The following is a 17,124-nucleotide window of genomic DNA, read 5'->3' as shown; positions in this document are numbered from 1 at the left end:
ATCACACCTCCAATAGTTGTTTCTTAATTTCTTTCGCCAAGGTTCTAATCACAGGAACAGCAACGCTATTGCCGAATTGATGATAAGCCTCTTTATTTGACACCACAATTCTCATAGTTGGCAACTTATTCTTGTTGTTTTGGTTGTTTGCCGCTTGCGGATCCTTCCAACCATTGCCGACAATCTTATACCCTTGCAAACGACCAGCTTCAACAGGAGTTAGTTTACGAGGATTTTTTTTCTTCTTTGACTGATCAATCAGAATTTCACTGCCGTCTTTCCAATAACGTGCGGAAATGGTGCTACAATAGGAGGCATCTTCTTTGAACAAAGAATACCCAAATCCTTTCCCGTTCGCCCTATTACGTTCTTTGCGTAATTGATGACCAATCCACATCTTGTCGCTGATCGTCATTTTTTCCGGAATAGACGAGTCCGGTTCAAGAATGTCAGAAACCTTCGTTGAAATAACATTTTGCAATTGATCTTTTTCAAATATTGATTTCAAATTCTTATCAAGGCCAAGGGGAAATTTAAAGTCTTCAGCCACGCACTGTTCCTTATCCCAACAAATAAAGAACAACCTTTCTCTATTTTGCGGTACGCCAAAATATTTGGCATTCAAGACCATTGTTTTGACTTCATATTCCAAATCTTCTTTCAATACACGCAATAACGTTTCGAGCGTTTTTCCATGGTCATGATTTTTTAGACCTTTAACGTTCTCAAGGAAAAGAACCTTAGGCTTTTTTCCAATTTTTATTTTATGATTAACAATTGCTGCGATATTAAAAAAAAGTGTTCCTCGAGTATCTTCAAAACCTTTGCGTTTTCCGGCAATTGAAAAGGCCTGGCAAGGGAAGCCTCCGCAAAGGACATCAAAATCTGGAACTTTGTCTAACTCAACATCGTTTATGTCTGCATTGAAAAACTTATATTCCCCATCCTCATCTTTTTCAAAAAGGTCCGGCTCAATCGCCTTGTAATTTTCTTCGTAAGTTATTCGAGCATTTTTATCCCATTCACTTGCAAAAACGCATTTTCCACCAACGGAATGCATTGCCGTGTGAAATCCACCAATACCAGCAAATAAATCAATAAAAGTAAATTCGGGCTTTCTCTGTCCCATTTAAACGTTCCTTTTCTTTGAACACAAAAATAATCAAATTCGAGCGTAAAAAAATGACATTCAGCCTATTTTGACGCGAATAGCAAAAAACCGGCCCCTTTGGACCGGTTTCTCGAAAAAAAAGACACTCTCTGGAAGATCAAATCCTAAACATAGCGATTTCCTCAGGGGTTAGCTCGCTAATATCTTTTCCCGCAGAATCCGCATATTTGGCTAATTCCAAAAGGTTCAGCTTACATGGTGGCGGGTCTTTGTACGGATTCGGAACCGCAGAAAATGGAATTCTGATATCCGCCAAGATGTCGGCATTTTTTTTAATTCCATTCATAGGTGTAGGTCTCCAGTAATTTCCTTGCATTGAGAGGACCCAGCATAAAATGATACGGATGAAGAATCCCTATATGCGAGCATCCCATTCGTTCAATATAGTGAATTAACAGAGTTTTGTTAAGGGCATATCCGTAAATAACGCCGTCGTACCCCCATTGTATTGATTTATCTATTGCAATGGCAAACAGGTGCCCTCCGACACCCTTGTATTTCTGTGTTCCAAACGCATGCTTGTTGTTTTGGGGAGCACAGCAGGCCCAGTGCAAATAGACAGCCTTACTATCAGGCATATTTTTGACGCCAACAAGTCCCTGAATTTCGTTATTTTCCTTTAGCGCCAATGCGTAGACTTCCGTGTCTTGTGGCATTTCGATCCAGTTGATTTCCCATCCATTTTTCTTGGTGAATTTCTTTAGGAAAGAACGGCTTTCGATTTTAAAGACGACGGTTTCCTTAATTTCTCCAGTACTTGAATCTTCAAGGCAGGGCACTATTTCATCGAGCCAAATACCGACGCAACCGATGTTCACAAGATTATTCATCTTTATCTCCTTCCTCGCGGACAAGCAAAAACTGCGAGGCGTTAAGTTGAAAAATGTAGAATGCACGCATGTGCACTACGTAATATAGCCAAAGAAATTTTTCTTGTCAACTGATTTCATTTTTTTTCTGCGATTTTTTTCGCAAGTGTTCCGTTTAAACGAACGTTTTCCCAATACATTTTCATGGAAATTTCTTCATCAAATCCGCTATTTATTTCAAACGCTCCTGGAAACACCATGCAGGCGTTTCTTGACAACGAATTATCAAAATGCGATAAATTCATTATTAGCGTGGCGTTTATTTCACGTAGTGGATTGGCACCATTAAAGCAAACTTTGCTAGAGCTAGAAAAAAGAAATGTTCCCGGAAAAATTCTCACAACGGATTATCTAACATTTACCGAGCCATCAGCCCTCAGGGCACTTTCGAAATATTCAAATATCGAATTAAAAATTCTTCGTTGCGACAAAAATATACGAGGATTCCACACCAAGGGTTATCTCTTTTTCAAAAATAGGGTTGTCAGCGTCACTATTGGCAGCTCGAACCTTACTGGGAACGCCCTTGCTATTAATAAAGAATGGAACACCTGCTATTCTGTTGAAGAAGACGAAGCTTTATGCAAGAATGTCATCAACGACTTCAACGAACTTTGGAATAGTCCGAACGCATTCTCTGCTTCAGATACAGTCCTTAACGAATACGCTCAGATTTATATCGAGCAAAAGCGAATTCGTCGGGAACTCCAGCGACAAAAAATAGCCCTAGAAAAAGAAGCAGCCATCAACGAATCGAAAACGGTCTCACTTGAGCAGATTTTACTTGAACCAAATTCCATGCAATTGGAATTTATTCAAAAGCTGAACGAAATCCGCGCCATGGGCGAACACAAAGCGCTGCTAATTTCAGCCACAGGAACGGGTAAAACATACGCAGCCGCTTTCGCAATGAGAGAAATCAACCCTAAACGGGCTCTTTTTCTTGTTCACCGTGAACAAATCTTGCGCAATGCCATAGAATCTTTCAAGAACGTATTTGGAGATACAAAAACCTTCGGTTTGTACTCCGGCTCATCACAGGAAACAGACCGTGATTTCGTCTTTGCGACTATGCAAACCATGGCAACCCATTTTAACGATTTTGCAAAAGACGAATTTCAGCTTATCGTTGTTGATGAAGCACATCGCGTAGGTGCTGAAAGTTATCAAAAAATGATGGCGTATTTTAATCCCGATTTGTGGATTGGCATGACAGCCTCGCCTGACCGTAGCGACAAATTTGACGTCTACGCCGCTTTTGATCACAACATCGCCCACGAAATCCGCTTGCAAGAAGCCATGCGGCTCAACCTTCTTTGTCCATTCCATTATTACGGCATAACGGACATCTTTGTCGATGGAGAAGAGAAAGAAAAGAGAGATTTCGCAAAACTCGTCTGTGACGAGCGCGTCAATTACATTATTGAAAAAGCAGAATATTTCGGTCACAGCGGAAATCGCGTAAAAGGTCTTGCTTTTTGTAGTTCGCTAGAAGAATCAAAGGAACTTTCCCAAAAGTTCAACAAGCGAGGATATAAAACAATTGCTTTGTCGGGAGCCGATTCCCAAGAGGCGAGAGAACAAGCCGTAAAGCAATTGGAAAACGATAATCGCGACAACGGTCTCGATTACATTTTCACGGTAGACATCTTCAACGAAGGCATCGACATTCCGCAAGTGAATCAGATTTTGATGCTTCGCCCAACAGAATCACCCATCATCTTTGTGCAGCAACTAGGGCGCGGATTACGTAAGGCAGAAGACAAAGAATTCGTGATGATTCTCGATTTTATCGGGAATTACAGCAATAACTACATGATTCCTATTGCCCTTTCTGGCGACCGAACATACAATAAGGACAACATCCGGCGATATGTTCGTCAAGGCGTAAAAGCTCTAGAAGGAGCTTCCACTATCCACTTTGATGAAATTGCTCGCAAGCGGATTTATGAATCCATCGATTCCGCCAATTTCAGCGAGATGAAGCTAATCAAGGAATGCTATAAAAACCTGAAATATAAATTGGGCAGAATTCCAAGTTTAATGGATTATGAAGAATACGGCGAAATCGACGTCATGCGTATTTTTGAAAATGCATCTTTAGGTTCGTATCATAAATTTCTGAAGAAAGTCGAGAAGGACGAATACAAAGTTGATTTCAGTACCATCGAAGAAAAGTACCTGGAATATGTCTCAACGAAATTTGCAAATGGCAAGCGATTGCACGAACTTCTGATTCTTGATGAGCTGTTAGGTGAAAATAACGGGAATGTCATGTCCCGGGTGATGAGTAAAATGCAAAACGATTTCGGCATTAGCGTCAACGAAAAAACTCGAAAGAATGTTGAAAATATTTTAACCGGTCAATTTGCGTCAGGCGCTGCTAAAGACACTTATGCTGACGTTACATTCATCGAAAACGATGGAAACGACTTTTGCATTTCCTCAAAGTTCAATGAACTACTTGACAATAATGAGTTCCGGCGACAAATGACGGAAGTCGTAAAGTTCGGTCTATTCCGCAACAAAAAATATTTTGGTCATCGCTACAAGGACACTTCATTCTGCCTTTACGAAAAATACACTTACGAAGATGTGTGTCGTCTTTTGGATTGGGAAAAAAATGAAGTAAGCCAAAATATAGGTGGTTATAAGCACGATAAAAACACAAACACAATTCCGATTTTTGTCAATTATGAAAAAGGAGATAACGTTAAAGAATCGATTCGCTACGAAGACGGTTTTATTGACGAGAAGACCTTAGAATGGATTTCTAAAGTAAATCGAAAGAAAACATCTAAAGATGTCATTTCTATTCAGAATTCCGATAGAATTGGTATAAAAATAGACCTGTTTGTTCGAAAAAACAAAGATGATAAAACATCTAAGGAATTTTATTATTTGGGACGATTACATACATCGTCGGAACCTATAGAGTTCAAAAAATTCAACAAGGATCTCGGAAAAGATCAGTCTTATGTTAAGTTTATCTATACCCTAGAAACACCTGTGCGTCAGGACATTTATGATTATTTAGTAGGATAACATGAAACACATCGAAGTAGTAGCAGGCATTATCAAAGACGGTGACAAAATTTTCGCAACTCAGCGAGGCTATGGTGAATTCAAAGACGGTTGGGAATTTCCCGGCGGCAAGATGGAACCTGGCGAAACTCCGCAACAAGCGCTCGCTCGCGAATTGAAAGAAGAACTCGCTATCGATGTAAACGTCGGCGATTTTCTCTGCACCGTTGACTATGACTACCCCACTTTCCATTTGACAATGCATTGCTTTTATTGTTCCGTTATCGGTGGAGAATTAACCCTGTTGGAACATGAAGCCGCCAAATGGTTGAAAACGACAGAGCTGCATTCTGTCAATTGGTTGCCGGCCGATGTTGAAGTTGTCGCGGCACTAGAAAGAAATCTGTAAAGCGTTCCGCGTGCAACGTGCAGGTTCTTGGCAATGTCACTCTTAGGCATGCCACGAGAGATCATTTCGCGAATCCAATCGCGATTCTTTTCGCATTGCTGATTTGGAATAGGTGATTTTCCTTTGGGGCGCCCAAGGATTACCCCTTCCGCCTTTTTGCGAGCAAGAGCCTCTTTGGTGCGCTGACTTATCAAATTTCGCTCAATCTCAGCAGAAAGGCCAAATGCAAACGCAAGAACTTTACTTTGAATGTCGTCTCCAAGGCGGTAACCATCTTTAATTGTCCATACGCGGCATTCCTTGTTCATGCAGATATTCAAAATTTCCATAATCATGAACAAGCTGCGTCCGAGGCGTGAAAGTTCGGCACAGATAATCAAATCACCCTTCCGCACTTTTTTCAGAAGACGTCCGAGTCCTCGTTTAGTGTAATTCTTTGCACCGCTGATCGTTTCTTCAATCCAGCCGTCTATTTGCAGGTTCTGTTGTTGCGCAAACCGACTTATTTCAAAGCGCTGATTTTCGACCGTTTGCCGGTCGGTACTCACGCGTATATAGCCGTAAACCATTATGTGAACATTTTTCCATTTTGAAACCTATATAAAAATCAGCCTCAGAAAAAACATCACCGGCCATATAAACAAAAGACATGCAAAAATATAAGAAAACTTTATACAAACCAGGGGGACGACTCCCCCACCACCGACCGTCAAGAATCAAGTTCCTTTCCTTATTCATCGTGTGTTTTACGTCACGCCCAAATATAGACACGCTAAAATGTCATTTTTTGTCTACCAAATTATATTATTTTTACAATATATAGGAAATTGACCATGAAATATTTGAAATTCATACTGTTCGGCTTAGTCGCCACGTCCATATCTGCACAGGCTGCAGGCGCGGCATCGCTTGTCGGCAAAAAAAGCAAGACCAAGGATTACAATTATTCCTGGGACACAAGGGAATATTTCGTAGAGGATTGTTCTCAAAACGCAAACAAGTGGATATGCAAATGCGTCTTGGAAAAGCTTCAACACGAATACAGCGAAGCGGAATTCCTGTATATCAACAAAGATTTGTACAATAACATAGACCATCCTGAATTTGTCGACTTTGTTTCGACGGCAGTAGACCTGTGCGACTCAGAATACACGAATTCGCGCAGAAATGATTCGTATGGAACTGGTGACGGTCTTGCCGGTTTACTTGGTGGCGGCGGTGGCGGAATCGCCACTAAAGCCAAAGGTTCCATCAGGACACCGTCTGAAAGAGATATCGACATAAGCGACGGCGCCGAAATCCGTTCCGCTGCAGACATCATGAAAGTTGTACGTCAGCGTACTCCAGGTTTACGTCACGTTTACAACAAATTCCTAAAGAAGAAACCTGGTTTCCAGGGTAAAGTTTCCTTAAAATTCACAATCGCTTCGGGTGGCGAAATCATCAGCATCTCCGTCGCCAATTCTACAACCGGTTACAGCGCATTTGACGATGAGGTCAAGGCCGATGTAAGCCGCTGGAAGTTCAACAAAGTGAAATCCGGCAACACAACCGTCACAATTCCATTTACATTTAGCGAATAATTATAACAAAAACACGTTTATGCAAAGGACTAAAATGAGATTTTTATATTTTACAACACTCGCCTTGTTCACGGCATTATTACCCTTTGCATTCGCCAAAAATCCAATGTGCGATAATTATGACGAAAGTATGGTATTCTACTACAAATGTTATGCTTTTAACGACGATCAATTCGTTCAAGTATACAAACACTGGCCAACCTTCGATGACGGGACTTCTTTCGAAGACGAAGGAGAAATATTTTGGGGATCCAACACCGTCAGAAGCCCTCGCGACGAACGCGAATTCACGAAAAACGGCATTGTATTCAAAATATACCCCTATGCAGCAGCATACAGCTGCAATTACAGCGTTTTTAAAACAGACGAATTCAATATCGGGGATATATACTTCAACAATTACGATCAGGAATTCGGCGTAAACTATTATAACTGCGGTTACAATAGAGAATTTGAATTATCGACCCCCGACACGACATTCGCACAAACTGAATTTCAACGATTCATTTCAAAAGAAGACATTGTTAGTGCATTACTAACACAAAACATTGAGGATCTTGGACCTTGGAAAATTTACCGAAAAGACGGCACACTTAAGTTCATCGGCGATATTCATGGCGGTTTTTGCATGAGCAATAACGGGATGAAGAAAACCAAGAAAGTTACAAGCGCAATTTATTGCAAATAAAACTTGGATATTAAAGAAGAGGTTTACTATGTCGGAAAAATACAAGGACCACCATTGTCTCGCCTTCTATTATGATTACGACAGGTTCATGAAGACATTCCTGGACCATTCGCTCTTCTTTAATGTCATCCGAGAAAAAGTGCTAAACGCAAAAGAAGATCTACCTTGTCACAAGCTTCTCATTAGCGTCTTTATCGACTACTTTAATAGCCGAATAATTGAAGATTACACAAGAGCAACTGCACACTTAAATAAAACGAAAAATTCTATTATAAGCGTTATCAATTATTGCTACGGCCATCACTTTAAAACCGATAAAATTCCTGAGAACCCTATTGAGCTAAAAAAATCTATTCTACAAAAAGAGGAATGTCATAAATTTTTAAAGTGGACAAAAAATTATCGACGAGAGTACAAATTAAACGAAGCTGATATTTTGGCATTGGCAGAAGTAGATTTCATATATTCACTGGCATCATTCATGTTTTCCAAAAGAAACATCGAACCCGCAAGCTACTTCAATCGTTTCTTGTTTATTTATCCTTATGAGAAGGAAAGCAATTTAAACAATAGCCAAGTGAAAGAATGGAAGGAGAACCACGCTAAATTCTTTGATTTTATAAAGCAAGATAAAGACGCAAACGAGGCGGACCAAGACATGGCCAGGGATTGGTACAAAGAATTGGTCGAGAAATCAGACTTTAGCGATTTTAGCGAAGAAGATCTTTCCCTTTTCTTTAAGGAAGCCTTGGTCGCATTCGGAAACAAAACTTCTAAAAAAAAGGGATGTTTTGCCGGTTACGTGACCCCATTAAAAAATTTACTTTGTATGGGACGTTATTACAACATTATTGGGCTTCATACAAAATATTTGCAGTTTGAAAAAGGAAGCTCAGTGGTAAAGACACTTTCTTTATTAGCCCACGCAACATGGAGATCTTTCCTTGATCTCAATCCTATTTTCGATTTAGAAAAAATAAAAGAGAAAGAAAAAATTCAAGCGTGCATTACGCTTGACGAAGACATATTCAAGAAAAAAGCACGAAAATTCAGCATAAAGGATTTGAAAAAACAAGGGTCCTACGGAGAAATAATCACCCTTTCTAACAAGCAAGACATAGACATTTACGAAAATACAATCTCACAAATATCTCTGCCCGAAGTAGCAGAACTAAAATTACAAGGCGCATCTTTTAATGAGGCTATGGAGATAATATTACCAGATATTTTATCGAAATCAGGCGTCAGCAATTTTTTAAAAGGCGTCAGCAAAAAAGATATAAACAAGCACTTTGAAGAGCTAGGAGAAAAAGACTATAGCGAGATGCCTTTGCAATGTTACAGGGCAATGTTCATTCTTTCAACCGCCAAGGCAATCCCCATTCAAACCAGTTACGACACCTACAAAAATAATCATGACGCATTTAATGCAGTTGACATCAAAAAGCTCTACCAGCAAGTTATGACAAAAATGGTGTAAAAAGTTCTCTTACCCCCTTTTTTTCTTTTTGCCCCCTTTTTCAGTTTTTTCCCGGTTCACGAAACGCCTTGTTTAGCAACTGCTATCAAGGTATTTTTGTTCTTGCTCCTAAGGTAATTCAGCCTTGGAGATTCAAAGGATAAAAAAGATGAAACCAGAAGATAACGTTAGCAACATGAACAACTCCAACAAGGGTACAACGGGGTTCAACGAGCAGTATCTCGATGCGATGAAAAACAAATCGCGTATTTGCAATCCGACAGATGTTAAGTACCAGGGAAGGAGGAAATAGTGTGTTCTTGTAGTGGCAAAGATGGCAAGAAAAAGAACCTGTACCATTCTGAATCTGAGGCGAACATTGTCGCCAACCAACGCAGAATTGCAACAGGTATAACGATGCATGTTTACCGCTGTCCAGAGGGATCCGGATGGCATATAACAAGCAATCAAAGACAATGGTAAACACGGCGCCGCTCTCAGCGGCGCTTTTTTCGCCATATAAACAGAAAAGAGCCTGTCACTCTTCCATCAATACCACGACGTCGTCCTTGTCGTAATCTTTTTCGAAGGCTTGCCGGTAGCTCGATTCCAGCGCCTCTTCGGGGGTGCAGTTTTCCCTGAACAGGGCCATGCCGCTGTCCAGGCATTCCATGTCGAGTTCGCCGTCGGTGTCAATGCTTTCCGGCCGGAACATGGACCATAGGCAATAGTCGGTGAACCCTTCCCGAATGTCTTCTTCGAGCAGGTTGTCGCCCGTGCCCGCCTGGACTTTCAGAAAGACTTTCGCGCTTTTGACCCACGACAGCGATGCGTTGAACATGATACAGAGAAAACTAATTCCGCAGCGTCCAAAAAGCAATGGTTTGCTCTTTACATTGACTTGCTGATTTCAATTGTTTATATTTACCCTCGTATTACGACAATCCCTGCGACAGTCGGCATAGGCCATGCGCCCGTACGTGCATCCGCGGTGGGGTTCATCAACCTTCTTGTTGATGTTGTTGGATAGCTGGCAGGAGAAGCAGCCTGCTCGAGTGTGTGGCGAAAGCCGCGCCAGGTAACGCCGGGGAAAGCCCCCGCCAACAGCACCGCAAGAGCTTCCCAAATAAAACTACTAGAAAGCTAAGGCTCAACATACGTTGTGCGTCTGCGTATTTGCGCCTTCGTATTGTTATTAAAGAGAGGTTTTTTATGAGCAATCGAAAGATTGAATCTCACAATATCCATATTGATTCTGATTACATCAACTGGATTACGGAACTAAAGCAGCGTTACCGCTCGGCACAGGTAAAGGCGGTCATCAAGGTAAATGCCGAAAAACTGCAGTTCAACTGGCTGCTAGGGCGCGACTTGGTGCGCAAAAAGGCCGAGGAGCGCTGGGGTACGGGAGTCGTGGAACAGCTCAGCCTGGATTTGCGGCGGGAGTTCCCTAATGCAGACGGATTTTCAGTGTCGAATCTGTGGTTTATGAAGAAATGGTACTGTTTTTATACGCAGAAAGGGGCTAATCAAATTCTCTACCAAGCTGGTAGAGAATTAGCCAAAACTAAGTCTAGCCGACTTGACAGAGAAAAACTGCAACAGCCTGTTGCAGAATTAGACATGGCAAAACTGCACCAAGTTGGTGCAGAATTACCAGCAATCTTTGCCGGTATCCCTTGGCGTCACCATGTAGAAATTATCACGAAATGCAAATCTGTAGATGAGGCCCTGTTTTACATCAAAAAGACTGTGGAACAAGGGATGAGCCGCGCTGCGTTGATCAACTGCATCAAGGCAGATCTTTACAGCCACCAAGGCAAGATAGTCAACAATTTTACCGAAAAACTGCCCGATTTGCAGAGCAAACTTGTTCAAGATGTGCTGAAAGAGAACTACGATTTTGGCTTTGCGACTGTTGGTCACGAAATTTACGACGAGGCTGAACTGGAAGATGCCCTTACGAAGAATGTCACCGATCTCTTGCTTGAGATGGGTACGGGTTTTGCCTTCATCGGACGGCAAAAAGAGGTACTTGTTGGTGGGCGAAGCCGCAAAATTGACTTACTGTTTTACCATATCCGCCTGCGTTGTTTCGTCGCCTGCGAGCTGAAGGCAAAGCCGTTTGAGCCGGAATTTGTCGGCAAGCTGAACTTTTACGTGAACGCGGTAGATGAGTTGCTGAAGGCACCCGAAGACAATCCGACAATCGGGCTGTTGATTTGTTCCAACATGGATTCAACCGATGTACAGTGGTCTTTCCGTGGGCTGGGCACGCCGATGGGGGTCGCGACATACAACAACATCCGCATCAAAGATGCGTTGCCTTCGAAGGAACTGTTGGAAGAGCGCATGCGCCTTCTGCAAAAGGAAATGCATACTACGAAACGACTCATTCGGAAAAAGGACGAATAGCGCGTTCATGGAGGGGCGGTAAAAAAGGAGGTTTTTTGATGAAGAATGATGAAAAACCGCTAAAATCGCATTTTTTGAATTATTTCTTTGGAAAATATCCGAAAACGGCGAATTATTTGTTTGGAAAATATCCAAAATTGACTATATTTTTCTTTGGAAAATGTCCGAAGGCGGTTCTAGAATGTATTTTGAGCGAAAAATTGACAGATTCTTGTTGGAATGGTCCAAGCAGAAAGACCACAAGCCGCTACTGCTACGTGGAGCACGCCAAGTAGGGAAATCTAGTTCTGTTGAACACCTGGGTGAGCACTTCGAAAATTGCGTCAGCATCAATTTTGAAAAGAATCCGGAATACAAAGAGGTTTTTAACAAAAATCTGGATGTGAATAGAATCGTTGCTGAAATTTCCGCTATAAGTGCCAGGCCTATTATTCCTGGACAGACGCTCCTTTTTCTAGATGAGGTTCAGCTTTGCCCCGAAGCGATCATGTCGCTCCGTTTTTTCAAGGAGGATTTGCCCTGCTTGCATGTGATTGCCGCCGGATCACTGCTTGAATTCGCCCTCCAGGAACTCCCGACTTTTGGCGTGGGCCGCATCCATTCCATGTTCATGTACCCCATGACCTTTGACGAGTTCGCGCAGGCAAATGGTTTTGACAAGCTTCTAAAAGTCCGCGATCAGGCATCGAGCGATAAGCCGTTGCCGGAAACGGTTCACAATAAATTCGTGGAACTTTTCAGAACCTACCTCATGGTGGGCGGAATGCCAGAAGTAGTCGCCAAGTGGATTGAAAGCAAGGACTACCTACAGTGTCAATCTATCCAAGACGACATTCTGATTTCGTACGAAGATGATTTTGCCAAATACAAGAAGAATGTCGACCCTACTTTACTCAGGTCTGCATTCCGAAGTGCGGCATTGCAAATCACAAAGAAATTCACGTATGCAAAGGTAGGGAACGGTTACAAAACAGAAAAAATCCGTGAAGCCATGCAGTTGCTTACCCTTGCGGGAATTGTCACTCCCGTAACACGTTCTGCAGCAAACGGACTCCCTTTGGGGAGCGAAGCGGATCCGTCTTACCAAAAATACCTGCTTCTCGATTCCGGTTTGCAATTACGTTTAATGAATATGTCCCTTGGCGACATTTCCGAGACTATCTCTGCAATTCTCACGGCAAGTGCCACGGATCTTGTGAACAAGGGCTCGTTGGCAGAAATGGTTGCCGGGCTTGAACTTTTACGGAACAAGACGCCAAATATGCGGCACGAATTATTCTATTGGACGCGGATGCAAAAGAATAGCCAGTCCGAAGTGGATTATGTAGATTCCCTTGGTGGGCATGTCATGCCTATCGAGGTCAAGGCAGATACCCAGGGGGGCATGAAGAGCCTATGGAATATGATGCGCGAGAAAAATCTTTCGAACGCTTATCGTATTTCTCTTGAAAACTTAGGGCAATTCGACTACTGCGATGTCGAAGCGGAAAATGCAATTCGCCACGTTCAAATATGTCCGCTTTACGCCATATCGCAGATAAAGTAGAATTGGTTGAGCAAAAGTTCTTTAAGGAGCCCCAAACCCTTCCAAAACCTTGTACAGCGGGAAGCACAGCTGGTTTTCGACAACTTAACCATTGTAAAAAAAAATGTATATTTCGCGCGGCTTAAAAGCGAAAATGGACTTATAACAAGGAATCATTATATGAAATGCATATACCCTATGTTTTTTGCTTTATTTGCTGCTACGGCACCGTTTGCTGCGACAGTCGATCTTTCTACGTTAACAGGCAATTATACAGCGCAGAATGGCGATGTCCTGACGGGCTCGCTTCAAAATAAAATCAAGATCTCCATCGCCAACGATGCCAAGGTCACACTCAGTGACGCGACAATCAACAGCTCCAACTCAAAAGGTTGCCCGTGGGCGGGCCTTACCTGCCTGGGTAATTGTACCGTCGTTCTCAAAGGCTCTAATACAGTGAAGGGTTTTTATGATGAATTTCCTGGCATTCAAGCTGCGAAAAATGAAGGAGCAGGTGATGAATATACGTTAGTGATTGAGGGCAATGGCTCCCTTGATGCTAGAAGCAGCGGTTATGGCGCCGGCATAGGCGGTGGTTATAGTGACAATGACGCCGAGTTTGGTAAAAAAAACTGTGGTAATATAATTATCCGTGGCGGTATTGTTACAGCAACGGGTGGTAGTTATGCAGCCGGCATAGGCAGCGGCGGTAGAGGAACCTGCGGTAATATAACAATCAGTGGTGGCGAAGTTACAGCAACGGGTGGCCCTCAAGCTGCCGGCATAGGCAGCGGCTCAAGTGGAGTAAGCGCCGCTATAACAATCAGAGGCGGTATTGTTACAGCAATGGGTGGTAGTTATGCAGCCGGCATAGGCAGTGGCAATGGAGGAACCAGTGGCGCTATAACAATCAGTGGTGGCGAAGTTGAAGCGACGGCTGGTAAACAAGCTGCCGGCGTAGGCAATGGTGATCAAGGAAAAAGTGGCGATATTATAATTACCAATGACATAACTAAGGTTATGGCAACAAAGGGGATTGATGCTCCCTATAGCATCAATGTTGGGGATGAGGAATCTGCCTCTACGATTACTATCGGTGGAGTTGTTATGGGGCCTATTGCAAAGAGTTCCTTTGAATTCCCTGCGGCACTTGTTGATGTTGAAACCGCTGGTAGCAAGACCGTCGCCTTTATTAACGGCAATTATAACGGCGAAGACGCCTTGAGCCTTACAGAAGATGCGTCTGTTGATAATGTTATTTTTAAACGCACCTTCCCTGCCATCGATGGTGAAAATAATTATTCTACTATCATGTTCCCATTCGAAATCAGCGCAAATAAAGTTGGAAACGTAAAACAGGTTGTTTCGTTCCTCGGCATAGGCATTGATAGCACAAACCATAAGTATGTGGCTGTGGAACGGGTCTGGTGCAATGAACAATCTAACACAAAATGTAATTACGGCACTGCCAAGCTTGAAGCGTACAAGCCGTATCTAATCCAGCTTGAGTCTGGAAAAACGAGTATTTCCATAAATAATACGAACCCGCTTGTGCTCAAGGCTAGTCCGACCGACGCTGATGCATACGACGTGGCGCAGGACGACGATTATAGTGCATATGGTGATTTCGTGTTCCGTGGCGTTGTACAAACAAAAACCTGGGATGCTACCGATCCAGAAATCGAGGGAACAGCCAAGGCCGCGGCCTACGGCTTTGCGGGTTCATCCGCTACAGATATCTCGATTGGCCAGTTTGTCAAGGTGGGCGAAGGAGCCTACATCAAGCCGTTCCGCGCCTATATCTATAAAAAGCCGGTACCGCAATCAGCACCGCGGGCGCAGTCCCATGCCTTGTACCAGCCCGCACCTGTCGACGACCTTCCGGACGAGATGGAGGTTATTATTGTTGACAGAGAAAAGGATGGCTCGGAACAGACGACGGTTATTGGCCAGTTCAACAGCCGTACAGGGAAAATCCGTCTGAACCGTACGACGCGCACCTACGACCTGAAGGGTCGTTCTGTCCGCGGTGGAAACCGCATGGCAAAGGGCGTTTATTTAAACAAGTAAGACCTTGTACAGAGGGAAGCACAGCTGGTTTTCGACAACTTAACCATTGTAAAAAAAATGTATATTTTACGCAGTGTAAAGGCGAAAGCCCATTTAGAAGAAGGAGTCATTATATGAAATGCATATACCCTATATTTTTTGCTTTATTTGCTGCTTCAACATCGTTTGCAGGAAAGGCATACAATATCTCAGTAGTCCCTGAAGTTGGTGAAGAACTTTTGCTAAAGGATGGCGATGTCATATCTGGTACCATTGATGGGACTAAAAGGAAGGTCAGAATTTTAGTCGCCAACAATGCTAAAATCATGCTTTCAAACGCTGAAGTTCTTGGTGTGAATGAAGGTCAGTTTAGGTCGGCTGGTATTAGCTGTCTGGGGAACTGTACCCTCGATCTTAGGGGGAAAAATATCATGAAGGGGTATTATGAAAGTTACCCGGGCGTCCAGGTGCCAGAAGATAAAGATGGCCAAAAATATACGATGACAATTGAGGGTGATGGTTCCCTTGAAGCAAGTAGCAATGGTTATGGAACTGGTATCGGCTGTAACCGTTATACAAATTGTGGCCATCTCGTTATCAAAGGTGGTAAAATTAAAGCAGTGGGAGGTTACACTTCGGCCGGCATTGGCTCTTGTAAGGATGATGCTATTGGCAATATCGTTATCGAAGCTGGTGAAATTACCGCCGCTGGTGGTCAATATGCAGCTGGCATTGGCGGTGGCGGTTATAGTGCAGAATCGAAGTGTGGCGATATAACTATCAGTGGCGGTAAAATTATAGCAATGGGAGGTGACGGAGCTGCCGGCATTGGCCGTGCAGACGAAGGGTCCTGTGGAAAAGTTACAATTACAAAAGATGTTGCTAAAGTTATAGCAATAAAGGGAAAGAATGCTCCTTATAGCATTGGAGGATCTGATGGATTTGTCGGTACTGTTACCGTCGATGATGTAGAAGGAAGTATTGAAGAAAATCCTTTCATGCGCCCAGCAAAAGCTGCCGAAATTGTAACTCCTGGTAGCAAGACTATTGGTATTATTGACGGCGATTATAGCGGCAATGAAGCTGTGAACTTTGCGAAGGATATGGTTGTTGACACGATTATTTTTAAACGTACGTTCCCTGTTGTCGTGGGGGGAAATAATTATTCCACTATTATGTTCCCGTTCGAAATCAAGGCTGAAGAAATCGAGAATTTAGATCAGGTCTACATGTTCCTCGGCATAGGCGTTGATAAAAGTAATAATAAGTATGTGGCTGTGGATTTTGTTTGGTACAGTAATTGGTTAAGTGTATCATATACGATGGAAGCGTACAAGCCGTATTTAATCAAGCTCAAATCCAATGCAACGAACATTGTAATCAAAAAAACGACTGACCTTGTTCTTAAGGCGACTCCGACAGAGGATGGTGATTTTGATGTAATGCAGTCTGATGATTACAATCAGTATGGTAATTATGTATTCCGTGGCGTTGTCCAAGGCAAAACCTGGGATGCCAACAGTCCGGAAGTGTTGGGTACGAACAAGGCTGCAGCCTATGGCTTTGCGGGTACCGCCACGTCTGACATCTCTGTTGGCCAGTTTGTCAAGGTGGGCGAAGGCGCCTTCATCAAGCCGTTCCGTGGCTATATCTACAAGAGTCCGGTCCAAAGTGTTAATGTGAATAATGGCAGCAGTTTGCGCCCGATTGCCTCCATCGATGACGATCTTCCGGAGGTGATGAACATTGTTGTCGTTGATGGTAAAAAAGAAGGCGAAGAACATACAACTGTCATTGGCCAGTTCAACAGCCGTACCGGAGAAATCCGCCTGAACCGCACGACGCATACTTACGACCTGAAGGGCCGTTCTGTCCGCGACGCAGGCCGCATGGCCAAGGGCGTTTATTTAAACAAGTAAAACATTTAATAAT

13 protein-coding genes and 1 pseudogene are annotated in these 17,124 nt (G+C 43.0%); 9 read left to right on the top strand and 5 right to left on the bottom strand.

Annotated features, from left to right (window positions below):
* Window position 1: 1 nt before the first annotated feature.
* The 3 genes from QOL41_RS11010 to QOL41_RS11000 form a co-directional block, all read right to left on the bottom strand.
* Window positions 2-1,129, bottom strand: coding sequence for a DNA cytosine methyltransferase (locus tag QOL41_RS11010; protein WP_283429796.1), 1,128 nt, complete (start codon window positions 1,127-1,129; stop codon window positions 2-4).
* 139 nt (window positions 1,130-1,268) lie between these two features.
* Complete coding sequence (locus QOL41_RS11005) at window positions 1,269-1,457, bottom strand: hypothetical protein (RefSeq protein ID WP_283429795.1); 189 nt, start codon at window positions 1,455-1,457, stop codon at window positions 1,269-1,271.
* The gene (locus QOL41_RS11000) at window positions 1,444-2,001 is read right to left on the bottom strand and encodes a hypothetical protein (protein ID WP_283429794.1); all 558 of its coding nucleotides are present in this window, start codon (window positions 1,999-2,001) and stop codon (window positions 1,444-1,446) included. Before QOL41_RS11000 ends, QOL41_RS11005 begins: the two co-directional genes overlap by 14 nt.
* A 183-nt stretch (window positions 2,002-2,184) precedes the next feature.
* Here QOL41_RS11000 and QOL41_RS10995 point away from each other — a divergent pair, with 183 nt between their 5' ends.
* Window positions 2,185-5,085 carry a DUF3427 domain-containing protein gene (locus tag QOL41_RS10995; RefSeq protein WP_283429793.1) on the top strand — a complete coding sequence of 967 codons (2,901 nt, stop codon included), beginning with the start codon at window positions 2,185-2,187 and terminating at the stop codon, window positions 5,083-5,085.
* 1 nt (window position 5,086) lies between these two features.
* Window positions 5,087-5,437, top strand: a pseudogene (locus QOL41_RS10990) ((deoxy)nucleoside triphosphate pyrophosphohydrolase); the annotation flags it as partial.
* On the opposite strand, the gene QOL41_RS10985 reads toward QOL41_RS10990, so the two are convergent.
* Window positions 5,335-6,042 carry a master DNA invertase Mpi family serine-type recombinase gene (locus QOL41_RS10985; protein WP_349362403.1) on the bottom strand — a complete coding sequence of 236 codons (708 nt, stop codon included), beginning with the start codon at window positions 6,040-6,042 and terminating at the stop codon, window positions 5,335-5,337. The pseudogene QOL41_RS10990 and the gene QOL41_RS10985 sit on opposite strands and share 103 nt — an antisense overlap.
* 264 nt (window positions 6,043-6,306) lie before the next feature.
* On the opposite strand from QOL41_RS10985, the gene QOL41_RS10980 reads away from it, so the two are divergent.
* The 3 genes from QOL41_RS10980 to QOL41_RS10970 all read left to right on the top strand — a co-directional run bounded on the left by QOL41_RS10980 (window position 6,307) and on the right by QOL41_RS10970 (window position 9,224).
* Window positions 6,307-7,056: an AgmX/PglI C-terminal domain-containing protein gene (locus QOL41_RS10980; RefSeq protein ID WP_283429792.1), complete on the top strand. Its 750-nt coding sequence runs from the start codon at window positions 6,307-6,309 to the stop codon at window positions 7,054-7,056.
* Between the two features lie 34 nt (window positions 7,057-7,090).
* Window positions 7,091-7,744, top strand: a complete 654-nt coding sequence (locus tag QOL41_RS10975) for a hypothetical protein (RefSeq protein ID WP_283429791.1) — start codon at window positions 7,091-7,093, stop codon at window positions 7,742-7,744.
* A gap of 88 nt (window positions 7,745-7,832) precedes the next feature.
* Window positions 7,833-9,224 (top strand): hypothetical protein, encoded by a 1,392-nt coding sequence (locus QOL41_RS10970; RefSeq protein WP_283429790.1) that lies wholly within the window; start codon window positions 7,833-7,835, stop codon window positions 9,222-9,224.
* A gap of 517 nt (window positions 9,225-9,741) precedes the next feature.
* Here the strand turns inward: QOL41_RS10970 and QOL41_RS10965 are convergent.
* On the bottom strand, window positions 9,742-10,044 hold the full coding sequence (locus tag QOL41_RS10965; RefSeq protein WP_283429789.1) for a hypothetical protein: 303 nt from the start codon (window positions 10,042-10,044) through the stop codon (window positions 9,742-9,744).
* Between the two features lie 371 nt (window positions 10,045-10,415).
* Here QOL41_RS10965 and QOL41_RS10960 point away from each other — a divergent pair, with 371 nt between their 5' ends.
* The 4 genes from QOL41_RS10960 to QOL41_RS10945 all read left to right on the top strand — a co-directional run bounded on the left by QOL41_RS10960 (window position 10,416) and on the right by QOL41_RS10945 (window position 17,111).
* Window positions 10,416-11,618, top strand: a complete 1,203-nt coding sequence (locus QOL41_RS10960; RefSeq protein WP_283429788.1) for a PDDEXK nuclease domain-containing protein — start codon at window positions 10,416-10,418, stop codon at window positions 11,616-11,618.
* Window positions 11,619-11,799: 181 nt separating this feature from the next.
* A complete protein-coding gene (locus QOL41_RS10955; protein ID WP_349362405.1) occupies window positions 11,800-13,164 on the top strand; it encodes an ATP-binding protein in 1,365 nt (454 codons plus the stop codon).
* Between the two features lie 6 nt (window positions 13,165-13,170).
* Window positions 13,171-15,213 carry a hypothetical protein gene (locus QOL41_RS10950; protein ID WP_283429786.1) on the top strand — a complete coding sequence of 681 codons (2,043 nt, stop codon included), beginning with the start codon at window positions 13,171-13,173 and terminating at the stop codon, window positions 15,211-15,213.
* Between the two features lie 479 nt (window positions 15,214-15,692).
* On the top strand, window positions 15,693-17,111 hold the full coding sequence (locus QOL41_RS10945) for a hypothetical protein (RefSeq protein ID WP_283429785.1): 1,419 nt from the start codon (window positions 15,693-15,695) through the stop codon (window positions 17,109-17,111).
* Window positions 17,112-17,124 lie beyond the last annotated feature (13 nt).

Source organism: Fibrobacter sp. UWB10 (assembly GCF_900182935.1).
Taxonomy (GTDB): Bacteria; Fibrobacterota; Fibrobacteria; order Fibrobacterales; family Fibrobacteraceae; genus Fibrobacter; species Fibrobacter succinogenes_O.
The sequence above is the reverse complement of the archived record's forward strand: the minus strand, read 5'-3'. Positions and strand labels throughout refer to the sequence as shown.